The 24,569-nt window shown below is 65.2% G+C and carries 22 protein-coding genes and 1 other RNA gene; 8 read left to right on the top strand and 15 right to left on the bottom strand.

Annotated elements, in window-relative coordinates; genetic code table 11:
• The first annotated feature begins 476 nt into the window (after positions 1 to 476).
• Positions 477 to 1,916: an OprO/OprP family phosphate-selective porin gene (locus tag ACCQ01_RS20640; protein ID WP_014509334.1), complete on the top strand. Its 1,440-nt coding sequence runs from the start codon at positions 477 to 479 to the stop codon at positions 1,914 to 1,916.
• Between the two features lie 180 nt (positions 1,917 to 2,096).
• Here ACCQ01_RS20640 and ACCQ01_RS20645 read toward each other — a convergent pair.
• From ACCQ01_RS20645 to ACCQ01_RS20665, 5 genes are all read right to left on the bottom strand, one after another.
• Positions 2,097 to 2,171: non-coding RNA, sX9 sRNA (locus tag ACCQ01_RS20645), on the bottom strand.
• A gap of 86 nt (positions 2,172 to 2,257) precedes the next feature.
• Positions 2,258 to 2,683 carry a DUF1801 domain-containing protein gene (locus ACCQ01_RS20650; RefSeq protein WP_103700555.1) on the bottom strand — a complete coding sequence of 142 codons (426 nt, stop codon included), beginning with the start codon at positions 2,681 to 2,683 and terminating at the stop codon, positions 2,258 to 2,260.
• A gap of 130 nt (positions 2,684 to 2,813) precedes the next feature.
• Entirely contained in the window at positions 2,814 to 3,812 is a 999-nt protein-coding gene (locus ACCQ01_RS20655) for an NADP-dependent oxidoreductase (RefSeq protein WP_228434053.1), read from the bottom strand.
• Between the two features lie 58 nt (positions 3,813 to 3,870).
• On the bottom strand, positions 3,871 to 4,713 hold the full coding sequence (locus ACCQ01_RS20660) for an oxidoreductase (RefSeq protein WP_372358830.1): 843 nt from the start codon (positions 4,711 to 4,713) through the stop codon (positions 3,871 to 3,873).
• Positions 4,714 to 4,897: 184 nt separating this feature from the next.
• Positions 4,898 to 5,509: a TetR/AcrR family transcriptional regulator gene (locus ACCQ01_RS20665; protein ID WP_228434051.1), complete on the bottom strand. Its 612-nt coding sequence runs from the start codon at positions 5,507 to 5,509 to the stop codon at positions 4,898 to 4,900.
• A 572-nt stretch (positions 5,510 to 6,081) separates the two neighbouring features.
• Between ACCQ01_RS20665 and ACCQ01_RS20670 the strand changes: the two genes are divergently transcribed.
• Both ACCQ01_RS20670 and ACCQ01_RS20675 read left to right on the top strand, forming a co-directional pair.
• Positions 6,082 to 7,017: an NAD(P)-dependent alcohol dehydrogenase gene (locus ACCQ01_RS20670; RefSeq protein ID WP_115529690.1), complete on the top strand. Its 936-nt coding sequence runs from the start codon at positions 6,082 to 6,084 to the stop codon at positions 7,015 to 7,017.
• Position 7,018: 1 nt separating this feature from the next.
• Entirely contained in the window at positions 7,019 to 7,717 is a 699-nt protein-coding gene (locus ACCQ01_RS20675) for a helix-turn-helix transcriptional regulator (RefSeq protein WP_228434050.1), read from the top strand.
• Between the two features lie 96 nt (positions 7,718 to 7,813).
• Here the strand turns inward: ACCQ01_RS20675 and ACCQ01_RS20680 are convergent, their stop codons facing one another.
• Positions 7,814 to 8,551 carry an SDR family oxidoreductase gene (locus ACCQ01_RS20680; protein WP_228434049.1) on the bottom strand — a complete coding sequence of 246 codons (738 nt, stop codon included), beginning with the start codon at positions 8,549 to 8,551 and terminating at the stop codon, positions 7,814 to 7,816.
• Positions 8,552 to 8,962: 411 nt separating this feature from the next.
• On the opposite strand from ACCQ01_RS20680, the gene kdgT reads away from it, so the two are divergent.
• The gene (kdgT, locus tag ACCQ01_RS20685; protein WP_228434048.1) at positions 8,963 to 9,937 is read left to right on the top strand and encodes a 2-keto-3-deoxygluconate transporter; all 975 of its coding nucleotides are present in this window, start codon (positions 8,963 to 8,965) and stop codon (positions 9,935 to 9,937) included.
• Positions 9,938 to 10,000: 63 nt separating this feature from the next.
• On the opposite strand, the gene ACCQ01_RS20690 is transcribed toward kdgT, so the two are convergent.
• From ACCQ01_RS20690 to msuE, 3 genes are all read right to left on the bottom strand, one after another.
• Positions 10,001 to 11,032, bottom strand: a complete 1,032-nt coding sequence (locus tag ACCQ01_RS20690; protein ID WP_115541240.1) for a methionine synthase — start codon at positions 11,030 to 11,032, stop codon at positions 10,001 to 10,003.
• A complete protein-coding gene (locus tag ACCQ01_RS20695; RefSeq protein WP_228434047.1) occupies positions 11,025 to 12,044 on the bottom strand; it encodes a DUF1852 domain-containing protein in 1,020 nt (339 codons plus the stop codon). Before ACCQ01_RS20695 ends, ACCQ01_RS20690 begins: the two co-directional genes overlap by 8 nt.
• A 171-nt stretch (positions 12,045 to 12,215) precedes the next feature.
• A complete protein-coding gene (gene msuE / locus ACCQ01_RS20700) occupies positions 12,216 to 12,809 on the bottom strand; it encodes an FMN reductase (RefSeq protein WP_161960251.1) in 594 nt (197 codons plus the stop codon).
• 97 nt (positions 12,810 to 12,906) lie between these two features.
• On the opposite strand from msuE, the gene ACCQ01_RS20705 reads away from it, so the two are divergent.
• The 3 genes from ACCQ01_RS20705 to ACCQ01_RS20715 all read left to right on the top strand — a co-directional run bounded on the left by ACCQ01_RS20705 (position 12,907) and on the right by ACCQ01_RS20715 (position 17,029).
• Positions 12,907 to 13,812, top strand: a complete 906-nt coding sequence (locus tag ACCQ01_RS20705) for a LysR family transcriptional regulator (RefSeq protein ID WP_228424868.1) — start codon at positions 12,907 to 12,909, stop codon at positions 13,810 to 13,812.
• 109 nt (positions 13,813 to 13,921) lie between these two features.
• A complete protein-coding gene (locus tag ACCQ01_RS20710) occupies positions 13,922 to 14,797 on the top strand; it encodes a methylenetetrahydrofolate reductase (RefSeq protein WP_228434060.1) in 876 nt (291 codons plus the stop codon).
• Between the two features lie 276 nt (positions 14,798 to 15,073).
• The gene (locus ACCQ01_RS20715; RefSeq protein WP_228434046.1) at positions 15,074 to 17,029 is read left to right on the top strand and encodes a choice-of-anchor X domain-containing protein; all 1,956 of its coding nucleotides are present in this window, start codon (positions 15,074 to 15,076) and stop codon (positions 17,027 to 17,029) included.
• Positions 17,030 to 17,650: 621 nt separating this feature from the next.
• Here the strand turns inward: ACCQ01_RS20715 and ACCQ01_RS20720 are convergent.
• A complete protein-coding gene (locus tag ACCQ01_RS20720; RefSeq protein WP_228434045.1) occupies positions 17,651 to 18,409 on the bottom strand; it encodes an SDR family oxidoreductase in 759 nt (252 codons plus the stop codon).
• A gap of 97 nt (positions 18,410 to 18,506) precedes the next feature.
• On the opposite strand from ACCQ01_RS20720, the gene ACCQ01_RS20725 reads away from it, so the two are divergent.
• The gene (locus ACCQ01_RS20725) at positions 18,507 to 19,424 is read left to right on the top strand and encodes an AraC family transcriptional regulator (RefSeq protein WP_228434044.1); all 918 of its coding nucleotides are present in this window, start codon (positions 18,507 to 18,509) and stop codon (positions 19,422 to 19,424) included.
• Positions 19,425 to 19,514: 90 nt separating this feature from the next.
• On the opposite strand, the gene purU is transcribed toward ACCQ01_RS20725, so the two are convergent.
• The 5 genes from purU to ACCQ01_RS20750 all read right to left on the bottom strand — a co-directional run bounded on the left by purU (position 19,515) and on the right by ACCQ01_RS20750 (position 24,321).
• Positions 19,515 to 20,366, bottom strand: coding sequence for a formyltetrahydrofolate deformylase (gene purU / locus ACCQ01_RS20730; protein ID WP_076037419.1), 852 nt, complete (start codon positions 20,364 to 20,366; stop codon positions 19,515 to 19,517).
• A gap of 218 nt (positions 20,367 to 20,584) precedes the next feature.
• Positions 20,585 to 20,977: an XVIPCD domain-containing protein gene (locus ACCQ01_RS20735; protein WP_115005373.1), complete on the bottom strand. Its 393-nt coding sequence runs from the start codon at positions 20,975 to 20,977 to the stop codon at positions 20,585 to 20,587.
• A 355-nt stretch (positions 20,978 to 21,332) separates the two neighbouring features.
• Positions 21,333 to 22,208, bottom strand: a complete 876-nt coding sequence (locus ACCQ01_RS20740) for an NAD(P)-dependent oxidoreductase (protein WP_228434043.1) — start codon at positions 22,206 to 22,208, stop codon at positions 21,333 to 21,335.
• A gap of 52 nt (positions 22,209 to 22,260) precedes the next feature.
• Entirely contained in the window at positions 22,261 to 23,358 is a 1,098-nt protein-coding gene (locus tag ACCQ01_RS20745) for an NADH:flavin oxidoreductase/NADH oxidase (protein ID WP_503257143.1), read from the bottom strand.
• Positions 23,359 to 23,439: 81 nt separating this feature from the next.
• Positions 23,440 to 24,321 (bottom strand): NAD-dependent protein deacetylase, encoded by an 882-nt coding sequence (locus ACCQ01_RS20750; protein WP_014509346.1) that lies wholly within the window; start codon positions 24,319 to 24,321, stop codon positions 23,440 to 23,442.
• Positions 24,322 to 24,569: the final 248 nt, after the last annotated feature.

Raw genomic sequence — 24,569 nt, forward strand, 5'->3', positions numbered from 1 at the left:
AGACGCAGAACGGCACCACCATTGATCCCTCGAACAAAGGCCCTGCATCCGGTAGGCGCGCGGTACCGGGCGGTCATCGCTGCGTCGTCCGCGCTCCACCGACCACACAGGCGACGCCAACGCGCTGTATCTCCGCGCCGCTGTCCATGGCCGTGGTCACGCATCCCGCAGCGCTAGCCGCATGCGCCATCGCGCCAAGGCAGTGGACGCCCGGCCTGGGCAGGCGCGCACTGCGCCGCGCCTGCCGCAGCACTGACATCTGCCGGACATGCAGCTGACACAGTCATCCGTCGGATGGCGCTGCCGATGTCACCAAACTGACATCAAACCTAAATATAACTGCACCCCATCGCTGCTACGGCAGCACTGCGGAGCGCCATGACGGTGCCCGGCATCTGGCCGCACGCGCCCTTCTTGCAGGAGCGCCTGGGCCGGCCACGCCACCGCCGCCCAGTTCCCCTTGCCGAGCCGGATCCATGAAAAAACGCAATCTCGCCACCGTCCTGTGCGCCCTGAGCGCGACCGCCAGCGGCAGCACGCTGGCCGCCGAGCTGGAGCTGTACGTCGACCGCAAGACCAAGCAGATCTTCGCCGAGCCCGCGCCCGGGCGCGACAAGCTGGGCAAGTTCGTGCAGGTGGACGAAAACGGCAAGCTGCCGGCATCCGCCCTGCCTGAAGCGCCCGCGGCACCAGTCCCGGCCACCGCGCCCAGCACCGGCGTGGCCCAGGCAGCGCCGCCCGCTCCGGCGGCCGCGCCCGTGCCCACCGCTGCCAGCGACGCGCCCAAGAAGTGGTACGACAAGTTGAGCCTGCGCGGCTACACCCAGATCCGCTACAACCAGGGCATCGGTGGCGATGCGCAGGACCTGCGTGCGCCCGGCGACCGCTTCATCGGCAATGACCAGAGCCTGGGCATCCGCCGTGCGCGCCTGGTGCTCAGCGGCGATCTCAACGAGCACGTGTCGTTGTACTTCCAGCCGGATTTCGCAAGCACCCCGACAGGTTCGACCACCTCCAACTTCGCGCAGCTGCGCGATGCCTACGCCGACATCTTCTTCGACAAGAAGCGCGAATACCGCGTGCGCGTGGGCCAGTCGAAGATGCCTTACGGCTGGGAAAACCTGCAGTCCAGCCAGAACCGCTTGACGCTGGACCGTGCCGACGCGCTCAACTCCGGCCTGCGCGACGAACGCGACATCGGTGCGGTGTTCTACTACAGCCCCACGGTGGCCAAGGGACGCTTCCAGGACCTGGTCAAATCCGGCCTGAAGGGCTCGGGCGACTACGGCGTGCTCGGTGCCGGTGTGTACAACGGCCAGGGCGCCAACCGCGCCGAACGCAACGACGGCATGCATGCGGTGGTGCACGCCACCTACCCGTTCAAGTTCGCCAACGGCCAGTATCTGGAAGTGGGCGCCGATGCCTACGCCGGCAAGTTCGTGCCGACGGCGGCAGCGGTGAACATCGGTGGCCGCAGCTTCACCCCGACCATCACCGAGCCGAACGGCTACACCGATCAACGCGTGGCCGCGCACATCATCTATTACCCGCAGCCGTTTGGCCTGCAGGCCGAGTGGACCGTGGGCCGCGGCCCGGAGCTGGACGTGGCACAGCGGCGTATCCGCACGCGTTCGTTGAGTGGCGGTTACGTGCAGGCGATGTTCAAGCACGACTTCAACTACGGCACGCTGCTGCCTTACCTCAAGTGGCAGACCTACCGTGGCGGTTCCAAGTTCGATACCAATGCGCCACGCATGCGCCTGGACGAAGTGGAAGCCGGCGTCGAATGGCAGCCGATGGATGCGCTGGAACTGGTCTTCGCCTATTCGAAGATGAAGCGCACCGACGTCACCACCGCGCCGTATCCGGTGGTCGAAGGCGATCTGCTGCGGCTGCAGCTGCAGGTCAATTACTGATCAACGTGGCTGCACCACGGCGCATGGGTTGCGCCGTGGTGGTGCGTTGTCAGTCGATCAGCGCGTCATTGCCAGCCTGCGACTGCATGGGTGGCGCGATGGTTGCCTGCATCCGCAGGCTTGAACGCAGCGCGGCTTACGCAACGGCCGCCCCCTGCAGTCTGCGCCGGTGCTTGGAGCGGCTCAAAAAACGTAGCGGGCAGTCGTCAGGTGGATGCGGACGGCGCGGAGGAACCTGTGTGTACGTGGGTACATGCCGATTCCGAGCACCGGCCGCTCCTGCCTGGCAGCTGCGCAGTCGTTTTGATCGCTGCTCTTAATCACGCTGGCGCCACAGTGCTCTACAGCAAACCAATCCACTGCCGGATCACCGCTTGAAACGTGGCGCGCTCGGCAGCGAGATGGGCAAGGTCACGCACGGTCAGCACCGCGCGGTCCGCGGCCGGCCAACGCAGCCACTGCGCCGGGTCATCGATCACTAGCCCGCCCGGTGGCAACGCACGCACCTTGGCGCCCCGGTGCAGTACCACTGCGATACCCGTCTTGGCGCGGAGTTGTAGCGTGGCGAAGTACTCAACCGTGCGAAAGCTCGGCGCATTCCACTTGATGCCTTCGGCAATCGCCGCATCCGCCGACAGCAGTGCACTGCGCACCGCCACAATCAGGTCCTTGTGCGGGTGGTTGAGCTGCACCAGAAACTGCTCGACGGCCTGCGTTGAATCGGCGGCTGAGGTATGCGCGGTGGAAAAGGTCGAGGTCGCTTGCATGCTGTCCCGCCTGGCAAGAAGAAAGTTCCGTTGCACGGCTGCACTATAGCCTTGCCACAGCGTGTGACAGCGCACCTGCGCACTGCGCCGTGATGTCGCGCCTGCTCATTGCAGCGCGAATGCCGCGCGATTACAGCCGCACCACCACCTTGCCCTTGGCGCGACCGGTTTCGACATAGGTCACCGCGTCCTGTGCCTGCGCGAACGGATAGACCGTATCCACCACCGGCTGCAGCACGCCGCTGTCGAGCAGCGTTGCCAGCGCTCGTAGCTGCGCGCCGTCGGCGCGCATGAACAGGAATGTGTAGGCCAGGCCACGCTGCCTGGCCTGCTGGCGCACCTTGCGGCTCAGCAGCCGCACGATGAGCCGCAGTGGCACTGCCAGGCCCAGCTGCTGCGCAAACGCAGGCGTCGGCGGGCCAGAGAGCGACACCAGTGCACCACCGCGCTTGAGCACACGCACCGATTTCATCAGTACCGGCGTATCCAGGCTATGCAACACCACATCGTAATCGCGCACCAGGTTTTCGAAATCCTGCTGCGTGTAGTCGATGACCAGATCGGCGCCAAGGCGCTTGACCAGCTCCACATTGGCCGTGCTGGTGGTTGCGGCGACGAAGGCGCCCAGATGTTTGGCCAGCTGGATCGCGATGGTGCCCACGCCGCCGGAGCCTGCGTGAATCAGCACCTTTCGGCCCGGCTTGAGCGCAGCGGTCTCCACCAACGCCTGCCACGCGGTCAGGCCCACCAGGGGAAACGAGGCCGCTTCTTCCATGCTCAAGCGCGCCGGTTTGCGCGCCACCGCTGCCGCGTCGATCGCCACGAACTCGGCCAGGGTACCGATGCGCCCCGGTTCGGTCTTGGCGAACACCGCATCGCCAACCGCGAACCCGCGCACCGCCGGGCCGACTTGGGTCACCACGCCGGCAACATCGTTGCCCAGGACGAATGGCGGCTTGAACGGCAACATCAGCTTGAAGTCGCCATTGCGCAGCATCAGGTCCAGTGGATTGATGCTGGCCGCGTGTACCTGGATCAGCACATCGTTGGCGCGCACGTGCGGCACTGGCACCTCACCGATCCGCACCGGCCTGCGCTTCTGGTAGCGATCGACAATGACGGCTTTCATCGGTGCACCTCGCACCGGCCTGCATGCAGACGCGTGCTAGTTACGGTGGTGAGGTGGCTCACGAGCGCACGCCCGCGGCCTGCGCGGCATGTGCCGCTGCCGGCACTGCGGCCACCTGGTGCAGCTTGAGGTCCTTGCGCACCGCGTCTCCCACCATCCGGTTCGGCAGCAGGCGGCGCAGGAAGCTCAACTGCCGAGCGACCTTGCCCGCGGTGTAGCGGGCTTTCGGGCGTGCGTCTTGCGCCGCGGCGAGCACCACGTCGGCCACCACGCTGGGTGCATCGGCCTTTTGCATGACCTGCGCAATGTGCGCGGCCACATGCGTGCGCACTGCCTGATAGATCTCCATCGGTGTATCGGGCTGCAGCGCGTTGGTGTCGAACGCCGTCCTGGTGTAGGCCGGCTCGATGACCGACACGCGGATGCCCCAGTCGCGCAGTTCGTGGTCCAGCGACTCCGTATAGCCCTCGATGGCGTGCTTGCTGGCCACGTACAGCGCCGCGTACGGGATCGGCACCAGGCCGAGCACCGAACCGATATTGAGGATGCGCCCACCGCCTTGCTTGCGCATCTGGCCGATCACCGCATTGGTCATGCGCAGGGTGCCGAAGAAATTGGTGTCGAACACCGATTGCGCCTGCTGGATGGAACTCTCTTCCGCAGCAGACGGCGCCACGTTGAAGCCGGCATTGTTGACCAACAGATCCAGCCGGCCTTCCTTGCACAGGATGGTGTCCACCGCTGCGGCCACTGACGCATCGTAGGTGACATCCAGCGCAAGCATCTGCACGCCGGCCGTTGTGGAGGTGCCACCGCGCCGGCTGGTGCCGTAGACCGTGTAGCCGGCGTTGGCCAGACGTGCGGCGGTCGCTTCGCCGATGCCCGAGGAGGCTCCGGTCACAAGTGCAATTTTGCTGTTCATAGGTGCCTCTGTCTCTTGGGTGAGGTGCCGGCCGGTCGGCGCTGGAGGCGCTGCCGTCGCCACGGAATCGGGCTGTCAAGAAGGAAAAACCGGTGAGCGATTGCTGCGAAAAACTCTATTTAATATTACGAACGTCATATTTTTGAGCAAAAACAATTCGGGGCTACTCCACGCCGCCTGCACCGAAGTGCGCCAGCACGGCGTCGCGCATGGCCGCAGACAGCGCAGGGTCGTCTACGGCACGCGCCAGCATCAAGGTGCCTGCCATCGCACACACCGTGACCAACGCGCGCTCATGCGCCTGCGGCGTTCCCCAGTCCGGGAATTGGCGTGCGGCCAGGTCGATCATCTCCTTGATACGGCGGGTTGCCGCCTGCCGCACCGCCGGTGCCTGGCGTGGCATTTCCGAACCCAGCGCAGCGATCGGGCAGCCGGATTCGAGGTTATTCAAGTGCCCATCGGAGAGGTACGCCTGCATCAGCGCCACGGCTGCCTGCTCCGGTGGCACGGACGAAGCAATCTGCGCCGAGGTCGCCACGGTCTGCGCGCCGGCGTGGTCCGCGGCCTCGGCCAACAACGCATCGCGCGAGGCGAAATGCGCGTAGAAGCCGCCGTGAGTCAGACCCGCCGCTTTCATGATGTCGGCCACACCGGTGCCGTCGTAGCCGGTCCGGCGGATGGCACGCGCAGCGACCTCGACAATGCGCGCATGGCTGTCGGCCTTGCGGCCTGACGATGCGCGGGAGCGTGGCGAGGCGTTTTTCATGATGGTCATCATACATAAGATCGGCAGCGATGGACGCCGCACCGGCGACTGTCCGACGAGCGGTAGGCGTGGGTGCCGGGCACCGCCTGCTTTCAGCACCCAGCCGGCGCCGCGACAGCGCATACGAGGGAGCGGGAATGGCAGTCGCATGCATCCATGAAGCGATGGCTTGCGGTGCGCGGCTGTTTGATCGAGCGAATGGTGAGGTCAGGTTCGCGCGGGTATGCGGCGATGTCACGCGGTGCCGGCGACGCCTGTTGCGCATTGAAGGCCTGATGAAAGCATGGTGCCAGAATCTGTCACTACGGCTTTCTACACTGGGCGCCCACTCCGAGGAATGTCCTGGTGACCATCTTCACCCGCTCCCACCCGACCGACCCCGCAGCGTCATGCGCGCGCGATGTCCACGCGCCCACCCTGATGCCCTCGCCTACGCACGCGCGCTATCGCGCCGGCGGACCTTTCGCCGCTCGCCGAACCGACCCTACCGCCCATCCAGGCAGTCCAGTCGCCCAACTGCGCGCACATCTTGCCTGCAAGGTCACATCCGCAGGTGCCGCTGCCACCGGAGCATCGCGCCCATGAAGCGCCTTCAATACAACCGCTACGGTGGCCAGGATGTCATGCAGCTGGCCGACTTCACGCTTGCTGCGCCGGCAAAGGGCCAGGTCGCGGTGAAGGTGAAATACGCCGCGATCAATCCGGTCGACTGGAAGATGCGCAATGGCGTCATGAAGATCGTGACCGGCCGGCAGTTTCCGCGTGCGATGGGCATGGATCTGTCGGGCGTGGTGCTCGCGGTGGGCGAAGGCGTCACCCGCTTCAAGCCGGGCGACGCCGTCTTCGGACTGGCACGCTTCAAGGAGTGCGGCGCATTGGCCGAGGCGGTGATTACCACCGAAGAGAACCTGGTCAAGAAGCCCGACAACGTCTCTTACGAAAACGCCGCCAGCCTGGGTACGCCCGGGGTCACCGCGTGGAATGGTCTGGTCGACAAGGCTGGCCTGAAAAAAGGCCAGCATGTGTTCGTCAACGGCTGCGCCGGCGCGGTCGGCGAAGCGGCGGTGCAGCTGGCGCAGCGATTGGGTGCAACCGTGTCCGGGAGTTGTAGCGCAGGCTCGATGGAACGGGCCAGATCGCTGGGCCTGAAACAGGTCTACGATTACAGGGTGACCCGACTGCAAGACATCCGTGAGCGCTTCGATGTGATCTTCGACACCTCGGCCGTCATGAAGGCAGCTGCAGGGTTGGCGCTGCTGCGCGACAAGCGCGGCAGTGTGCTGGATCTGGAACCGGACCTGGGGAAGTTCGTCCGCGCCGTGGTGGATCGCCGCTTCAAGCTGGTGTTCTGCAAACCCTCCGCCGCCATCCTGACCCACCTCGCCAACGCGGCGGCGGCCGGCACCTTCGGCCTGCCCATCGGCGAAATCGTTCCGCTGGACGGTGCCATCGGCTTGATGAATGCACTTGAATCCGGCCAAAGACGCCCGGGCAAGGGCTTGGTCAGGATGGACTGACATGTCGCGTAGCCAGCGCCTGTTCGATCTGTTGCAAGTGTTGCGTCGACACCGCGGAACGGTGTCCGGTCGCACGCTTGCGCAAGAACTCGGCGTGTCGCTGCGCACGATCCGGCGCGACATTGCGACCTTGCAAGCGACGGGTGCCGATATCGAGGGAGAGGCGGGGGTGGGATACATCCTGAGGCCGGGCTTTGTGCTCCCGCCTCTCGCCCTCACCGAGGAAGAACTCCGCGCGCTGGTCACCGGCGCGCAGTGGGTCAGCCGCCAGAGCGATGAGGCGATGACCCAGGCGGTGCAGAATGCGCTGGCAAAACTCGGCGGCGTGATCCCGCAGGAGATGCGCCCGGCGCTGGACGACAGTGCGCTGTATATCAGCCGGGGACACCAACCGGAGTCCATCGTGGACCTTGGCAAGATCCGCAAAGCGCTGCATGCACAACGCAAGCTGCGAATCGGGTACACGAGCACGGCCGGCGTGGTGTCGGAACGCACGATCTGGCCGATCATGCTGGGCCTGGTCGACGCGCGGTGGAAGATTGCCGCGTGGTGCGAAGCATGCGGCGATTTCCGCATCTTCCGCGCAGAGGCCATTGGCACGATCGATTATCTGCAGGAGCAGTATCAGCGCAATCGCCGCCAGCTGGTGAAGCAGTGGCGCGCCAGCGATCGCCATCCCTGCAAGCAGGGCGATTGCTGAGCGCCTGACATTCAGCGGCCACACCGATCGTTACCGCAGCCGAGAGCCGCTGGTGGTGGTTGTACGACGCAACCACCACTAGCGACGTTGCCCAACCTAGCGGTGATTCATCCGCGCGAACAGGGCTTCACCCAAACGACGGGTGTCGGCCGAGATCCCGATCAGCACCTCGTCCTTGTCGTCTTCAAGTTGGGTGATCGCCTCGGCGGCAAACTGCTCGGCAGACATCATGTTGCGTGTTGCCGTGCCTGCACTGCGCGTCCCGCCACCCAGCCCGGTATAGACGATTGGCGGGGCGATCTCGATCACGCGGACGGCACTGCCTTTCAACTGGTGACGCAGACTCAGGGTGAAGGAGTGCAGCGCCGCCTTGGTGGCGCAGTACACCGGCACATCGGCCATCGGCGAGAACGCCAGCCCCGAGGTGATGTTGATGATGGCCGCATGCTGTTGCTGCTGCAGCAACGGCAGCAGCTCGGCACTCAGCTGGATCGGCGCGGTCAGGTTGATGGCGATCTCCTGATCGAGATTGGCCACAGCATCGGTGCCGGTGAAATCACGATGCTGCTGCACACCGGCGTTGTTGATCAGCACGTTGCAGTGCGGGTGATCTACCCGCAACCAATCCACCAGTGCACGACGACTTGCGGTGTCGGTGATATCGCAGACCTGGGTGATCAGCGCAGGCAGCGTGTCCTTGGCCTGGCGTAACGCTGCGGCGCTACGCCCACAGATGATGACGGTGTTGCCCTGCACCACCAGCGCACGTGCGAGCGCAAAGCCGATGCCGGTGGCACCGCCGGTGATCAAGATGGTGTTTGAGGTGAGATTCATGCGCAATATCCTTCCAGGGTCAGTGGAGGCGCGCCGATGATGGGTCGTGAGAGATCACCGGGCACACCTCGTTCCGGCAAGGCCGGTCTCGGTGTCGCGGATACCCTCAGCGGGAGAGCTTGCCACCCGGATCGGATGAATGACCGGGCTACCATCCGGCCTGCACTCTTTCGACCCCGCAACTGTAGCGAGGCCACGCAGCGCAGACAATTGGGCAGCCCGCAGCGACGAGAGAAGGTTCAGCATCGGCGCTGTGTCGGCAGGCCGGCATGCACCCCGTTCGCACGCGGCCGCATCGGTTCGCGCCGCGCGCAGGTGCCACGCCGGGTGACGCCGCATGCTGTTGTCATGGCCGATTGACGCATGTGCAGACCACGCATGCGCGCATGGCTGCTGGTCCCCGAGGGTTGTATGCGCATCAAAGCCACACTTGAGCGACTGCCTGGCGGCATGATGCTGGTCCCGCTGTTACTGGGGGCGCTCTGCCACACGTTGTGGCCAACTGCCGGCACCACCTTGGGAAGCTTCAGCAACGGCTTGATCAGCGGCACCATCCCGATTCTGGCGGTGTGGTTCTTTTGCATGGGCGCGACCATCCAGTTACGTGCCACCGGTCAGGTCCTGCGCAAGTCCGGCACGCTGGTGCTGACAAAGATCGGCGTGGCATGGCTGGTGGCGGTGCTGTGTCAACCGCTGCTGCCGCCCGCCGGCCTGCCCAGCGGCCCGCTGGCAGGATTGTCGGTGCTAGCGTTGGTGGCGGCCATGGACATGACCAACGGCGGCTTGTATGCCTCGTTGATGCAGCAATACGGCAGCCGCGAGGAAGCCGGTGCGGTGGTGCTGATGTCGCTGGAATCGGGCCCCTTGGTGACCATGCTGATCCTGGGCGCCAGCGGTGCCGCCTCGTTCGAGCCGCGTCTGTTCCTCGGTGCCGTACTGCCGTTGCTGGCAGGCCTTGCGCTTGGGAATCTCGACGCGGAGCTACGGCAGTTCCTTGCGCAAGCCACGCACACACTGGTGCCGTTCTTCGGCTTCGCACTCGGCAACACGCTGGACCTGACCACGATCGCCACCACCGGCGTGCATGGCGTGCTGCTGGGCATGGCAGTGGTGGTCATCACCGGCGTGCCACTGATCCTCGCCGACCGCCTGATCGGCGACGGCAATGGCACCGCCGGTCTGGCTGCCTCCAGCACTGCGGGTGCGGCGGTGGCCACACCAGCATTGATCGCAGCGATGGCGCCGCAGTTCGCAGCGGCCGCACCGGCCGCCACCACATTGGTGGCCAGCGCGGTGATCGTCACCGCGTTGCTGGTGCCGCTGCTCACCGCCTGTTATTGGCGCCTGCTCAAACGAACCGCATCGGCGGCGGCCTCACCGGGCTGAAGGCCATACGGAACGCGCCGCCCTCACTTCTTTCGCCAGGCGATCTACACAAGCACCAGTGCGCTACTGCGCCGACAGTTCTGCGCGAATGATGTCCGCACCCGCACTGAGAGCGCTGAGTTTGCCGCGTGCGACGTGCCGGGCGAGCGGCGCCATGCCGCAGTTGGTGGACGGGTAGAGCTTGTCGGCATCCACAAACCGAAGCGCCTTGCGTAGCGTGTCGGCCACCTCCTGCGGTGTTTCGATCGTGTTGCTTGCCACGTCGATGGCGCCGACCATCACCTTCTTGCCACGCACCAGTTCGATCAGATCGATCGGCACATGCGAGTTGTGGCACTCCAGCGAGACGATGTCGATCGTGGATGCCTGCAGCTTGGGAAACGATTCTTCGTACTGACGCCACTCCGAGCCCAGGGTCTGCTTCCAATCGGTATTGGCCTTGATGCCGTAGCCATAGCAGATGTGGACGGCGGTCTCGCAGGTGAGCCCTTCGATCGCGCGTTCAAGCGTGGCAACGCCCCAGTCGTTGACTTCATCGAAGAAGACATTGAAGGCGGGCTCGTCGAACTGGATGATATCCACGCCAGCAGCTTCGAGTTCTTTGGCCTCCTGATTGAGGATCTTTGCAAATTCCCAGGCCAGCTTTTCGCGGCTTTTGTAGTGCGCATCAAAGAGGGTGTCGATCATCGTCATCGGGCCGGGCAGCGCCCATTTGATCGGCTGCCGGGTTTGCTGGCGCAAGAACTTGGCATCGTCCACGAAGACGGGCTTGGGCCGGCTCACCGCGCCAACAACGGTCGGGACGCTGGCGTCATAGCGATTGCGAATGCGTACGGTCTCGCGCTTTTCGAAATCGACGCCGCTGAGGTGTTCGATGAAGGTGGTCACGAAATGCTGGCGGGTCTGTTCACCGTCGCTGACGATATCGATGCCGGCGTGCTGCTGTTCCTGCAGCGACAAGCGCAATGCATCCTGCTTGCCTTCGGTCAGTTCCTCGTCCTGCAGCTTCCAGGGCGACCAGAGTTTCTCGGGCTGCGCGAGCCAGGACGGCTTGGGCAGGCTACCGGCGGTGGAGGTGGGGAGCAGCTTATTCATGATGGGCAATGTCTTGCGTTGGTGTTGATGAGAAAGCGTGGCTGGAGGCCCACCGCGCAAGAATGTCCCCGTAGGGCTTGATGAAATGCTCCTGGGTGAATTTGCCCTGCGTCACCGCGAGCTGGCTGCGCTCTTGCCGGTCGTAGACGATCTGGGTGGCGGAGTAATCCTGATGCTTCAGGCTCGGCTGGTAGATGGTTCCCGCCGCGGAATTGGCGTTGTAGATTTCCGGCCGGTAGATCTTCTGGAAGGTCTCCATCGTGCTGATGGTGCCGATCAGCTCCAGATTGGTGTAGTCGTTCAGCAGGTCGCCGAGGAAGTAAAACGCCAATGGGGCGACACTGTTCGGCGGCATGAAATAGCGCACCTGCAGTCCCATTTTTTCGAAGTACTGATCCGTCAACGAAAATGCGTCCTGCCTGTATTCAAGGCCCAGGATGGGGTGGCGGTTTCCGGTGCGGTGATAGACCTTACTGCTCGAGACGCTGATGCAGATGACCGGCGGCTTGGCGAACCGCGCCGTGTAGGCATCCGAGTTCACGAACTGCTTGAACAGCGTGCCATGCAGGCTGCCGAACCCCTCCGGCAGGCTGAAGCTGGATGTGTCCTGATTGTGCGCTGGCAGCAGCACGCTGAAATCGTAGTCGCGCACATAGGAGGAAAAATTATTCCCTGCGATGCCGTCGATACGCGCGCCGGTTGTTTGATCGAGGATGCTGGGCTGCAATATCTCGATCAACGGGAATGCATCGCCTGTGTCGCGCTCGCCGATCTTCATCTCGACAGAGATGATGTCGATTTCGACAGCGTAGCGGTCACGCGTGGGGTTATCCCAATGCGCCAGGTCGTTGAAGCGGTTGTTGATCATCGCCAGCGTGTTGCGCAAATTCTCCTGACGCCGCTGCCCTCTGGCCAGGTTGGCAAAATTCGTCGTGTTGCGTGTATTGGCCGCGGGACGGTAGTCCTCATCGAAGCGGAGGCTCTTGATGCTGAAGGTCAATTCTTGAGTCATTGCACACTGACGCCTTGTTCTCGAAATCAATACGAAACGCCGTTTTCAGCGCAGCAGTTGATGCTGGCTGCATGGAGGCCGGGACGCTGGACCGGCAAGCAATTCGCCAGCGGACCCGGTGGCCAGCGAGCGGCGTGGTGGCACGCAAAGCGCCCGTGGGCGTGATAGCCCTCAGGCCGCAGCCACGTTTTCTTTTGCGATGGCGCTTGCCTGCCGCGTCATTGCGATCAGCGGCAATGCCCGCTGCACCGCAAGCCTGGCACGTTCGGCCAGGGCCTCGTTGTGCACGCGATAGTCCAGAAAATCCCGGTCGGTTGCGTAGACGCCCAGCGGCAACGTGCGTGCCTGGAAAAAACTGAAGAGCGGCCGCAGCTGGTGGTCGATCACCAACGCATGCCGCTCGCTGCCACCGGTGGCCGCCAACAGGACGGGCGTGTCGATCAAGGCATCTTGATGGACGAAGTCGAAGAAGTGCTTGAACAACCCGGTGAAAGACCCGCGATACACCGGTGTGGTCACCACCAGCACGTCGGCCTGCTCCACGGCGACCAGTTCCTGCTCCACCGTTGCGGGCAGCTGGGAGCGCCAGAGCGCACCCGCGAACTGCGGTGCCAATGCCCCGAGTTCCACCAGATGCTGCTCGCACGGCACCTGCGCGGCGATCAATGCCAGCAGGTGCTCGGCCAGGGCGGCCGCCTTGGAGGGGCGTTGCATCCCGCCGGACACCGCAACGATGCGGAGTGGGTGTGGCACGTTGACAGTCATGCAGATGGCCTTAAAACGACGAACCCCGATGCTAGGGCTCGCATTCGATGAAGTAAAATGGTGTTATTTCAACAATCCATGAATTCGGATCATCTGAATGCTTGAGCGCATCCATCTCTCCATCGTCCAGCAGGTCGAGCAGCAGGGCTCGCTGACCGCCGCCGCAGGCGTGTTGAACCTGACCCAGTCGGCGCTGAGCCACAGCATGAAAAAGCTGGAGCAGCAGCTGGGCACCGATGTCTGGCTGCGCGAAGGGCGCAGCTTGCGGCTGACCCAGGCTGGCCAATATTTGCTGGCGGTGGCCAACCGGGTGCTGCCGCAGCTGGATCTGGCCGAAGAACGCCTGGGGCAGTTCGCGCAGGGCGAACGCGGTGCGCTGCGCATCGGCATGGAATGCCATCCCTGCTACCAGTGGCTGCTCAAACTGGTGGCGCCCTATCTGGCCACGTGGCCGGATGTGGATGTGGACGTCAAACAGAAGTTCCAGTTCGGCGGCATTGGCGCCCTGTTCGGCTACGAGATCGATCTGCTGGTCACGCCCGACCCGCTGTACAAGCCCGGGCTGCGCTTCGAGCCGGTGTTCGACTACGAGCAGGTGCTTGTGGTGGCCAGCGGTCATGCGCTGGCGTCGGCGGCCTACGTCACGCCGCCGCAGCTGACGCGCGAGGTGCTCATCAGCTATCCGGTGGACCTGGAGCGGTTGGATATCTATAGCCAGTTCCTGCTGCCGGCCGGCGTCACGCCCAGGCGCCACAAGGCCATCGAAACCACCGACATCATGATGCAGATGGTGGCCAGTGGCCGCGGTGTGGCCGCCATGCCGCGCTGGCTGGTGGAGGAATATGCCGCCAGGATGGACGTGGTGCCGGTTCGGCTGGGTGCGCGCGGCATCGCCAAGCAAATTTTTTTGGGGGCGCGCGAGGCAGATATCGCCATCGACTACCTGCGCGCGTTTATCGAACTGGCACGCCAGCCTGGCAATGGCAGCGGCACTGCGTCGTGATTCCACTGATGGACACCACCGCCCAGGCGCACGTGTTGCATGGCCGCCTCCCCGCACGAACGCTGATGTGCGCGAGCCAACCACTCACCACCACAGGACGGCGCCGCCTTTGATGTCCCCGGATCCACCCAGCCGCGCCGCCACCATCACCGATGCTTATTCGTTGGAGGTCGGCGCACACGACATGCCGGCACTGACTGCAGCAGCGCCGCAGATCATGCGCGGCTCAAGCATGTTCATTCCCTACCTGCCCAGCCAGAACGACGAGGCGCGACTGGCCGCCGCACAGAGGGTGCGCGCCCTCGGCTTCGCGCCCATGCCGCACCTGTCCGCGCGCCGCATCGCCTCGCTGGACGCGCTACAGGCGTTCGTCCGGCGCGCCGTCGAGGACGCCGGCGTTGAACGCTGCCTGGTGATTGCGGGTGATGCGCCGTCTGCGGTTGGGCCGTTTTCGGATAGCGAGTCGCTGATCGAGACAGGTGTGTTTGAGCATTTAGGCATCAAGGCCATCGGCGTGGCAGGACATCCGGAAGGCCATCCGAGCATGCCTGCAAGCGCGCAGTGGGATGTGCTTGAACGCAAGTGCCGCAGCATCGCCGAGCGCGGCATGGCGCCGCTGATCGTCACCCAATTCGCGTTCGATGCCGACACTGTGCTGACGTGGTTGGACGCGCTGCGCGCGCGTGGCATTGCCCATCCCGTGCGTGTGGGCGTGCCAGGTCCTGCGGGCGTCGCAGTGCTCGCACGCTATGCCGCACGGTGCGGTGTTGGCGCATGCGCATCGATGCTCTCCAAGTACGGCATCTCGCTCGGCAAGCTGTTCGGGACTGCGGGGCCGGATCGCTTTGTGGATCGGCTCACCGCCGGCCTTACCCCAGCGCATGGAAATGTCAGCCTGCATTTCTATCCATTCGGCGGCATCGCACAGTCTGTCGCGTGGGTTGAGCAGTACCGCCACCGCAGCGCGCGCCCCTTGGCGGACTGACACCCGCCAAGTTTCGGGGTTCGCCATCAACCGCAGACCTCTGGTTTTCTGCGGCCTGCAGGTGCGAAGAATCGGCACGTCCACGACCTGGATCACACTCTGTACTATTTATTTCGGCAGGGTTGTTTGTTGCGCGTGAGGTGTTGCAGCGCACAGCGGCACTGTCATGCGTGCGGGGTATAACCGACTCCGAGTCGCAGCGAGGGGGCGCTGCATCCGATGCCGCTGTGTTCGATCGCAGCGCATCACTTTGCAACTCCAAGGAGCGCTGTTGCCATGCATACGCCGTCGCTGTTGTCGTTGTCGTGCGCCCTCTCGCTCATCGCCGCGCCCCTGGGCGCGGCCGAGCTACAGCCCAAGCAATTGGCCGGCCCGCCAGAAGAGTTCGCGCAGATGCGCGCACCCGATCCGGCGGAATCGGCCATCCTTTCAAAAAGCGCGTTATTGCCGGTCGAGCTGGCACCGGCCGGTGCCAGCGCACGCTGGCAAGGCAGCCTGCCGGTGGAAAACGGCCACCTGCGTTTCATGGTGCTGGCCGGTGACCAGCAGTGGGACGCGGCCGTGGCCGCGCCGCGCGTTGCCGGCGCGCGCGCAGCAGCAGCGCCGCAACTGCAAGCACAACGCACACAGCTCGGCAGTGCCGACAGCGGCACCAGCGGCATGCGCTATGCAGTGGACGCTGCGCAGAACGGTGTGTGGTCGCTGACGCTGCAGTCGGCCTCGCCCACGGCGCAACGTGGCTATGTGTTGATGGAAGGCGACCCGCGCACGCAGCTGGCCTCCTATCCACGGCATCGCCACCAGCAGGTGGGCCAGTCGTTGACGCTCAACGCGCTGCTCAGCGGCAGCAATGCACAAGGCGCAAGCTTATTGGCCGGCCAGGCCGGGCAGATTGATCAGGCCAGTCTGCGCGTGCTCGATCCACAGGGCACGGCACGCACGTTTGCGATGGCCGATGACGGCAAGCACGACGACGGCGCCGCCGGCGATGGCGTGTATGGCGGCAGCTTTCAGCCGAACAGTGCCGGCACCTGGGTCGCACAGGTGATCGTGCATGGCCGCGACCAGGCCGGGCAGCCATTCGTGCGTACCAGCGAGCACGTGTTACCCGTGCTGGACACCTCTGTGCGTCTACTCGGCACGGCGCTCAGCGCGCGCGCCGCGGACGGCACGCGCCTGAGTATCGGGCTGCCGATCGCCGCGCGCGGGCAGGCGCCCACGCATTACCGCGTGTTCGGGCAGGTGTGGGGCACCGACGCCAAGGGCAAGCAGATTCCGGTGGCCTGGATCGGCGGCATGCTCACACCGCAGCAAGGCCAGCTGCCGTTGAGCCTGGACGAGCGCTGGGTGGCGCGTGCCGGTGCGCGCGCACCATTCACGCTGCGCGGCCTGCGCATCGAAGACCCGGACCATTACATCCCGCTGGCACAGGCCGACGCGCTGCCGCTGCAGCTGCCTGCACTGCGCCGGGCGAGCATTGCGCGCACCACGGCCGGCATCGACGAAAGCATGCGCATGGGGCCACGCCCGCGCACGCTGGCCACTGCCAGTGCACTGGCGCAACCGCAGGCCGCTGGATCGCGGCTGGTGCTGGTGCATGGGTACTGCTCCAACGGCGTGTGGCCGGAAGCGCAGTTCAGCAACGCGTCGTCGTTTATCGATGTCAAGCAGAACCGCAGCAACGATCAGTTCGCGCAGCGTTTAGCGCAGTTTGCCAGCCAATGGTCCTCGTTCGCCACGGTGGCGCACAGCCAGGGCGGCATGGCGGCGTTGCATCTATACACCTACTACTGGAGCGGGCTGGATAACGCTGCCGGTGGGCGCGTGATGCAGTCGGTGGGCACGCCGTACCAGGGCACCAACCTGTCCGGCATTCTGGCTGCAGTGGGTTCGTGGTTCGGCGTTGGTTGCGGCAGCAACACCGACCTCACCTACGACGGCGCCAAGGCCTGGCTGGCCGGCATTCCCGCCGATGCGCGCACCAAGGTCAATTACTACACAACCTCGTTCGCCAAGACCAACTGGTACACCAACGACTACTGCAACGCCGCCTCGGACCTGGTCTTGAACGACCCCGAAGACGGCACCGTGGAGCAGGCCAATGCGCAGCTGCCGGGCGGCGTAAACAGGGGGCACACCACCGGGCAATGCCACACCACCGGCATGCGCGACCCGGCGCAATACCTGGACGCCAGCCGCAACGCGGTGATGAACGCCAACGCGGCGAAGTGATGTGGGTTTAGCGGTGTGCACTGCGATGGCCGGCGTTTGCGTCGGCCATCGCAGCGTGCGTGGGACCACGTAGCGTGTTGCGTGCAGTCAGTTTTCTCTTGCTTAGGCGAGGCCCAAGCAACGCCTGCGTTCACCGCTCTTGGTTGCTTGAGAGGTGATTGAACGGTGTGGATTGGTTGGTTTTTTAGAGCGAATGATCTGCGGGTTTGCTGCAGGGCCCTTGCCCGCTCACCATCGCGGGACACGCTGCAAGTACGTCCTTGTAAGCTCTTACGCGGCATCCATGCCGCGTAAGGTCCCGCGACGGTGAGCGGGCAAGGACCAGTCGCGGGTGTCGGTGCGCATGGTGCTAGAAGCGCACGCCGTTCTTCTGATTCGCTGGCTCTCGTGTAGTTGTGACCCACATCGGCAGGCCAAATGTAACTAGCGCGATGGCCTGCTGGTTACCTCGCTGCGGACCACCTTTCTGGTGCGGTGCCGTCGCCGATTGCGGGACCATGTGGTTGCATGGATGCCGCCACCGAGCCTCCATAACTGGATTCTCGGCGTGTCGCGCGATCAGCTAGGCACCGCGCTAGGCCGATTCAGCGTTTGGTTTCCGTATGGCGTTCGAGAGATGTATTAGCGACGCTCGGCAGCTTCGGCAGCCCACAGTTCTGCATCTGCGCCTGCAGGAATAAACATCGGCGCAGCCGGGTCGGTGGCTGCGCGCCAGATGACCTGCGCGACGTCGATCGACTGCGTTCCAGGGCCAGCGGATGCACTCATGCGCGCCAGCGTCTGTTGCATAAACGCACCATAGATCTCGTCATCAGCACCGCGTAGACCCGCGCGGGCGGTGGCACGAAAGTCCGTCTCCCCGCACGAGCCCGGCGAGACGACCCGCACGCGGATACCGAACGCCTCCAGCTCGGCGGCCAGCGATTCACTCAGCGCATTCACCGCCGCCTTCGCTGCACGGTAAGCGCCGATCAGCGGAAGTGGCTTGAGCGTTGCGCTCGACGACACATTGACGATCACCCCGGCGCGGCGCGCGCGCATCTGCGGCAAGACCGCCTGCGTAACAGCCAGCGTGCCAAAGGTGTTGGTTTCGAACAGGTCGCGTACCGCCTGCAGGCTTGCCAGTTCCAGCGGTGCGGGCGCACCGAAGCCTGCGTTGTTGACGAGCGTGTCCACCGTGCCGGCCGCAGCGATCGCGGTCTGGATGCTCGCGGCGTCGGTGACGTCGAGCTGCAGCACCTTCAACCTTGGCGATGCAGGAAACAGGTCCTCACGTGGAGTGCGCATGGTGGCAACCACGTTCCAGTCGCGTTCGAGAAAGTAATGTGCGGTTGCCAGGCCAAAGCCCGACGAACAGCCGGTGATGAGTACGGTTTGCATGAAGCGCCCTCGGTGACGGTGTGAGGGATCTACGTTAGGCTGCCTAGGTCGGACTTTCGATATTCCAAAGTGCGTAATCCATTAGCGAGAGTCCAATATGCTCGACCCGCTTGCTGAGGTCGTCCTCCTGCTGAGGCCGGCACCAGGATTCTCCAAACTTGTCCTTGGCGCTGGTGTGTGGTCGGCGTACCGCTCCGATGCGCCCGGCCCGTTTTACTGCGCGGTGATCGAGGGAAAGTGCCGGCTGGCGCTTGAAGATGGCCAGGCGCATGTGCTGGAAGCAGGCGACTTTGTGCTGGCACCCGCCATGCTTGCTGTCACGCTCTCCAGCGCGCAGGCGTCGACCGGGCAAGCCCACACCGTGCCGACCCAGATGGACGATGGCAGTTTCCGCATCGGCGCGCAGGATGGCCCGGCGGATGTTCGCATTGTGATTGGGCATTGCAGCTTCGGCTCGCCCGATGCGGCGCTGCTGGTGTCGCTGCTGCCCCGGTTGGTGCATGTGCGCGGTGAGCCGCGGCTCACCACGCTGGTGAATCTGGTTGGTGAGGAGGCGCGCACAAACCGGCCCGCCCGTGCGGTGGTGCTTGCACGACTGTTGGAGGTGCTGTTGATCGAAGCATTACGCTCGCTGACGGCGAGCGACACCACGCCAGGACTGGTGCGGGCGTTATCCGATGCGCGCCTGGCGGCGGCGCTGCGCGCCATGCACGGCGCACCGGCGCATGCCTGGACGATCGACGCATTGGCCAAGGAAGCGGCGCTGTCGAGGTCATCGTTCTTTGCGCGCTTCAACCGTGCGATGGGTGTGACGCCAATGGAGTATCTGCTGGCATGGCGCATGGCGCTGGCAAAGACGCTGCTGTCAGAACAGGGGCTTGGCGTGGCGCAGGCGGCGCAGCGGGTGGGCTATGGCTCGGCCAGTAGTTTCAGCGTTGCCTTCACTCGCCACACTGGCAGCCCACCATCGCAGTACACCGCCGTGCGCACTGCAACCTCGTTAGATGCTGTGTAACGGCACCCAATGCCGTCAGACCCCAGCGCGCGGTGATGCGCCTGCAGCTGCGGTGAGAGACAGCTGCGGCTACGCCCTTGCAGCGCTCCGCTAGCGAAACACCACCGTGCGGTGCCCGTTGAGCACGATGCGATGTTCGACATGGCGGCGTACTGCGCGTGCCAGCACCAGCGATTCGGTGTCGCTGCCCAGGCGCACCAGGTCGCGCGGGGTCATGGCGTGGTCCACGCGGGCGACGTCCTGTTCGATGATCGGGCCTTCGTCCAGGTCTTCGGTGACGTAGTGCGCGGTGGCGCCGATGATCTTGACCCCGCGCGCGTGCGCCTGGTGATACGGCTGGGCGCCCTTGAAACTGGGCAGGAAGCTGTGGTGGATGTTGATCGCACGCCCGGCCAATGCGCGGCACAGTGCAGGCGAAAGGATCTGCATGTAGCGCGCCAGCACCACCAGGTCCACCTGCAGGCGCTCGACCAGCGCCAGCAGCTGCGTTTCCTGTTCGGCGCGCGTATCTGCGCTCACCGGCAGATGGTGGAAGGCGATGCCGTAGGACGCCGCCAGCGGTGCGAAGTCGGCATGGTTGGAGACCACCGCCACGATATCCACCGGCAACTGCCGGCTATGCATGCGGAACAGCAGATCGTTGAGGCAGTGGCCCTGCTTGCTCACCAGCACCAGCAGCCGCGCGCGGCGGCGCGCATCGTGCAGCTGCCAGGTCATCTCAAAACTGGCGGCCAGCTGTGAGAACTGTTGCTCCAGCTGCGCGATGTCGGTTCGCGGCGGCTTGTCGAAATGCACGCGCAGGAAAAACCGCCCGCTCTCGTCGTCGCCGAATTGCTGGGCGTCGAGAATATTGCAGGCAAGATCGAACAACAGCCCGGTCACGCGATAGACGATGCCGGTACGGTCGGGGCAGGACAGGGTGAGGATGTAGTCAGAGCGCATCGGCGAGATGATAGCCAATGGATGACACCGCTGGCGCAGTGCTTGCGTCGGTAACTTTTACGTTGCGCCTCGGCGCAACGTTTGGGCCAGCCGCACTGCAGCTATGCACCGTGGCACTGTGCTCGCCGTGCATGCAGATCCGCTGACCAACGCATCGCAGGTGTTGCGCTGGTGGCATGCATCGCAGGACGCGGTGCGCATGCCACTGACGATGAGGATCAGCGCGGCGGCAGGCGCAGCATCAGCCGCCGGTTGATTTCGTCCAGCTGCGCAAGCGAGGCGTCGACCGATGTCTCCATCGCTTCCTGGGTGGTGATGTGGGCGCGCAGATGCGCCGGGTCGTCCAGGGCGCCACGCACGAGGAACACGTTTTCGCCCACCTCGCCGAGATGGCGGCTGAGCACCACCAGATCCACCTGATCGAAGCCATGCTGCTTGGCCAGCGGCAGCAGCCGCGCGGCCATGCGCATGCTGGCCTCGTCGGTAGGCTTGCCTAGTTCTGTGTCCAGCACGCTCACCGCTTCCTGGATCTGTGAGAACAGGTGATGGTCCGGATGTTCGGGATGGTCCGGGCCGACCGGGCCCTGATGGATGACCGGTGCGTTGGTCATCGTGCGCCACCACCGGCGTGGGCCGATGTGCGCGTGGTGTGCACGGTCGAACCGGGCCTGATGTTGGGGTGTCGCATCGCATCCTCCCTGGAGCGGCGGCTGTTACGAGCAGGCACCTTAGCCGCTTGCCTGCCAGGCCTCAAGCCAGCCACGTCGCACCAGGCGTCATGCCTGCGGGCATACCGCAAGATGCGCAATGCGGGCGCTTGATGCGCATGTCGTTGAAGGCGGTTGGCGCAGCGCGTGTGCCTGAGCGGCGTGCCGTCGTAGCCACACCGTGTTGCACGGCGCCGCTCGCACACGATGCCACTGCGAACAGCGCGCGCGACTCCATCAGTCAAACGGGCCCGAGGTGCTAGGCCTGCCCTGCACGGCGTGCGGAGACCTCGGCCAGCACCGCCCAGTCGGCGTTGCCATCGCCGTGCGCAATTGCCTCGTCCAGGCCGCTGCGCAGCAGCTCGCCCAGCGGCATCGGCACCTGTCGCGCTGCGCCGGCCTGGATCGCCAGATCCACATCCTTGCGGCCCAGGGTGGCAGTGAAGCCGGCAGGCGTGTATTGGCGCTGCATGATCAGCTTGCCGTAGCCCTGGTACGCGGGCGCAGCGAACAAGGTGCTGGTGAGCATGCCCAAAAACTGCGTGGCATCCACGCCATGCCCACGCGCCATCGCGCTGGCTTCGGCCATCGCGCCGATCGCACTGGCCAGGCAGAAGTTGGCGGCCAGCTTTACTGCGTTGGCCTGCTCGGGCGCGCTGCCAATCTGCCAGGTCTGCTGGCCCAGCACATCGAACATCGGCTGCACGCGGGCAAGTGCGGCACCGTCGCCAGCGGCCAGGATGTTGAGCTTGCCCGCTTCGGCCACCTCCACGCGGCCAAGCACCGGGGCGGCGACGTAGGCCACGCCCCGCTCGGCATGCAGTGCGGTCAACTCGTGCGCCAGCGCCACCGAGATGGTGGCCATGTTGACGTGCACGCTGCCGGCCGGCAGCGCATCCAGCACGCCGCCGTCGAGCACCGTCTGCCGCACCGCGGCATCGTCGGCCAGCATCGAAAACAGCAGCGGGCCGTGCGCGGCGTGCTGCGGCTGCTCCACCACGTGTGCACCGGCCTCACGCAGCGGCTGCGCACGTGCCGGCGAGCGGTTCCATACGGTCAGTTCAAAGCCGCCGCGCAGCAGGTTGTGCGCCATCGGCAGGCCCATCGTGCCCAGCCCCAGAAATCCTATTGGCATGCATGCCCTCTGCTTGGTCGAGATGATCGGTCCATGGTCGGTTGTGCGCGCGTCAGCTGGCGAACACGCCACGCGCTTCGCGCGGTTCGCAGCGCTGGTACTGCGGCGCCGGGGTGACCGATGCGCCCAGCGCGGCGGCGGCATGCCACGGCCAGCGCGGGTCGTAGAGGATGCCGCGCGCCAGCGCGATCGCATCGGCCTGACCATCGCGCAGGATCGCTTCGGCCTGTTGCGGTTCGGTGATCAGGCCCACGCCGATCACCGGCGTGTCCACCTGCGCGCGGATCGCTTCGGCAAACGGGATCTGGTAGCTGGCCTGCACCGGAATCTGCTGGCGCGGATCCAGCCCGCCACTGGACACGTGGATGTAGTGCGCGCCGCGCGCATCCAGCGCCTTGGACAACGCAATGCTCTGCGGCAGGTCCCAGCCGCCATCCACCCAGTCGGTGGCCGAGATGCGCACGCCGATGGCCATCTGGTCAGACACCGCCGCGCGTACCGCATCGAAGATGCGCAGCGTCAGCCGCATGCGGTTGTCCAGCGAGCCGCCGTATGCATCGCTGCGCTGGTTGCTCAGCGGCGACAGGAACTGATGCATCAGGTACCCGTGCGCAGCATGCAGTTCGATCAGTTGCAGCCCCAGGCGTTCGGCACGCTTGGCCGCGGTCACGAAGGCCTCTACCACCGCATCGATGCCGGCGGCGTCCAAAGCCTGCGGCAGCGGCTGGCCGTTGCGGAACGGCAGTGCCGAGGCGGACACGGTCTGCCAGCCATTGGCGTGGTCCGGGGCGATCGCCTCGCCGCCCTTCCACGGCAGATCGGTGGAGGCCTTGCGCCCGGCATGTGCCAGCTGGATGCCGATCGGCATCGGCGACCAGCGCCGTACCGATGCCAGCACTTCGCCCAGCGCCTGCTCGGTGGCGTCGTCGTACAGGCCCAGGTCGGCATAGGAGATGCGGCCCTGCGGCTGCACCGCGGCCGCTTCCAGGATCAACAGCGCGGCGCCGGATTGCGACAGCGTGCCCAGGTGGATGCGATGCCAGTCGGTGGCGCGGCCGTCCTGTGCGGAGTATTGGCACATCGGCGCGATCACAATGCGGTTGGCGAGCGCAAGCGGACCAAAATTGATGGGGGTGAACAACTGGCTCAAGGCGACATCCACACGCGACGTAGGGATGCCCATTGCACTGCGCCACGCGCGTGGGCACAACCGCTGCGATGGATCACTGCGTCATGCCGAACGCGCACTGTGGTACCTGGCGGTGGCCGTGTGCAGGGGGTCCGGCGGCTGTTGCAGGAACGCCAGCGCCTGCGCGCAGGATTGTTCCACCTTCAGGCTGAGCAGGTCGTCGGCACGGGTGCGCCCGAAGTTGAGCGCGGCAATCGGCAGGCCGGCGCGTGCGGCGGCCTGCACGAAACGGAAGCCGGAATACACCATCAACGAAGACCCCACCACCAGCACCGCATCGGCGGCCTGCAGATGCGCAAAGGCGCGCTCCACGCGCTCGCGCGGCACGTTCTCGCCGAAGAACACCACATCCGGCTTGAGCACGCCGCCGCACGCCGGGCAGGCCGGCACCACGAAGCTGTCGAAGGCCACGTTGTCCAGATCGGCATCGCCATCGGGCGCCTGGGCGGCCTCCAGGTCGGCCCAGCCGGGGTTGTCGCGCTCCAGCAGCAACTGGAACTCGGTGCGCGGCATGCGTTGTTCGCAGCCCATGCAACGCACCACATCGAGCCGGCCGTGCAGATCGATCACCGCCTGGCTGCCGGCGGCCTGATGCAGGCGGTCCACGTTCTGGGTGAGCAGCAACTCCAGTTGCCCGCGCGCTTCCAACGCGGCCAGGGCGTGATGAGTGGCGTTGGGCCGCGCCAGGCCGAAGCGCGGCCAGCCCACCAGGCTGCGCGCCCAATAGCGCTGGCGCGTGGACAGCTCGCCCATGAACGCCTGGAAGGTCACCGGTTGCGGGCGCTTCCAGCCGCCCTGCAGATCGCGGTAATCGGGAATGCCCGAATCGGTGCTGCAGCCCGCGCCGCTGAGCACGAACAAGCGCTGGTGGCGCTCGATGAACTCCTGCAGCGCCGGGCCGGCCTGCGTGATCGCAACAGTCATCGTGCAACTCCGGTCATGGTGTGGTCACTGTGCAACAACGCCCGCGCGAGTGCCTGTAGCGGTGCAACAAGTTCAGGCGCTGCGGTGAGCGCTGGCCGGTGCCGCGGCAGTGGGCTGCACGCGGCGCGCAGGCGCTGGTTGCGCACCCTGGCAGGCCGATCCTTCATGCCCACGTTGCCACGGACGCGCGCAGTGGCGAGGTGCATGGGACGGGAGATGACGCAGAGCGATTCACGATGCAAAGACGC

It is taken from the genome of Xanthomonas sp. NCPPB 4037 (assembly GCF_041475695.2).
Classification (GTDB): Bacteria; Pseudomonadota; Gammaproteobacteria; order Xanthomonadales; family Xanthomonadaceae; genus Xanthomonas; species Xanthomonas campestris.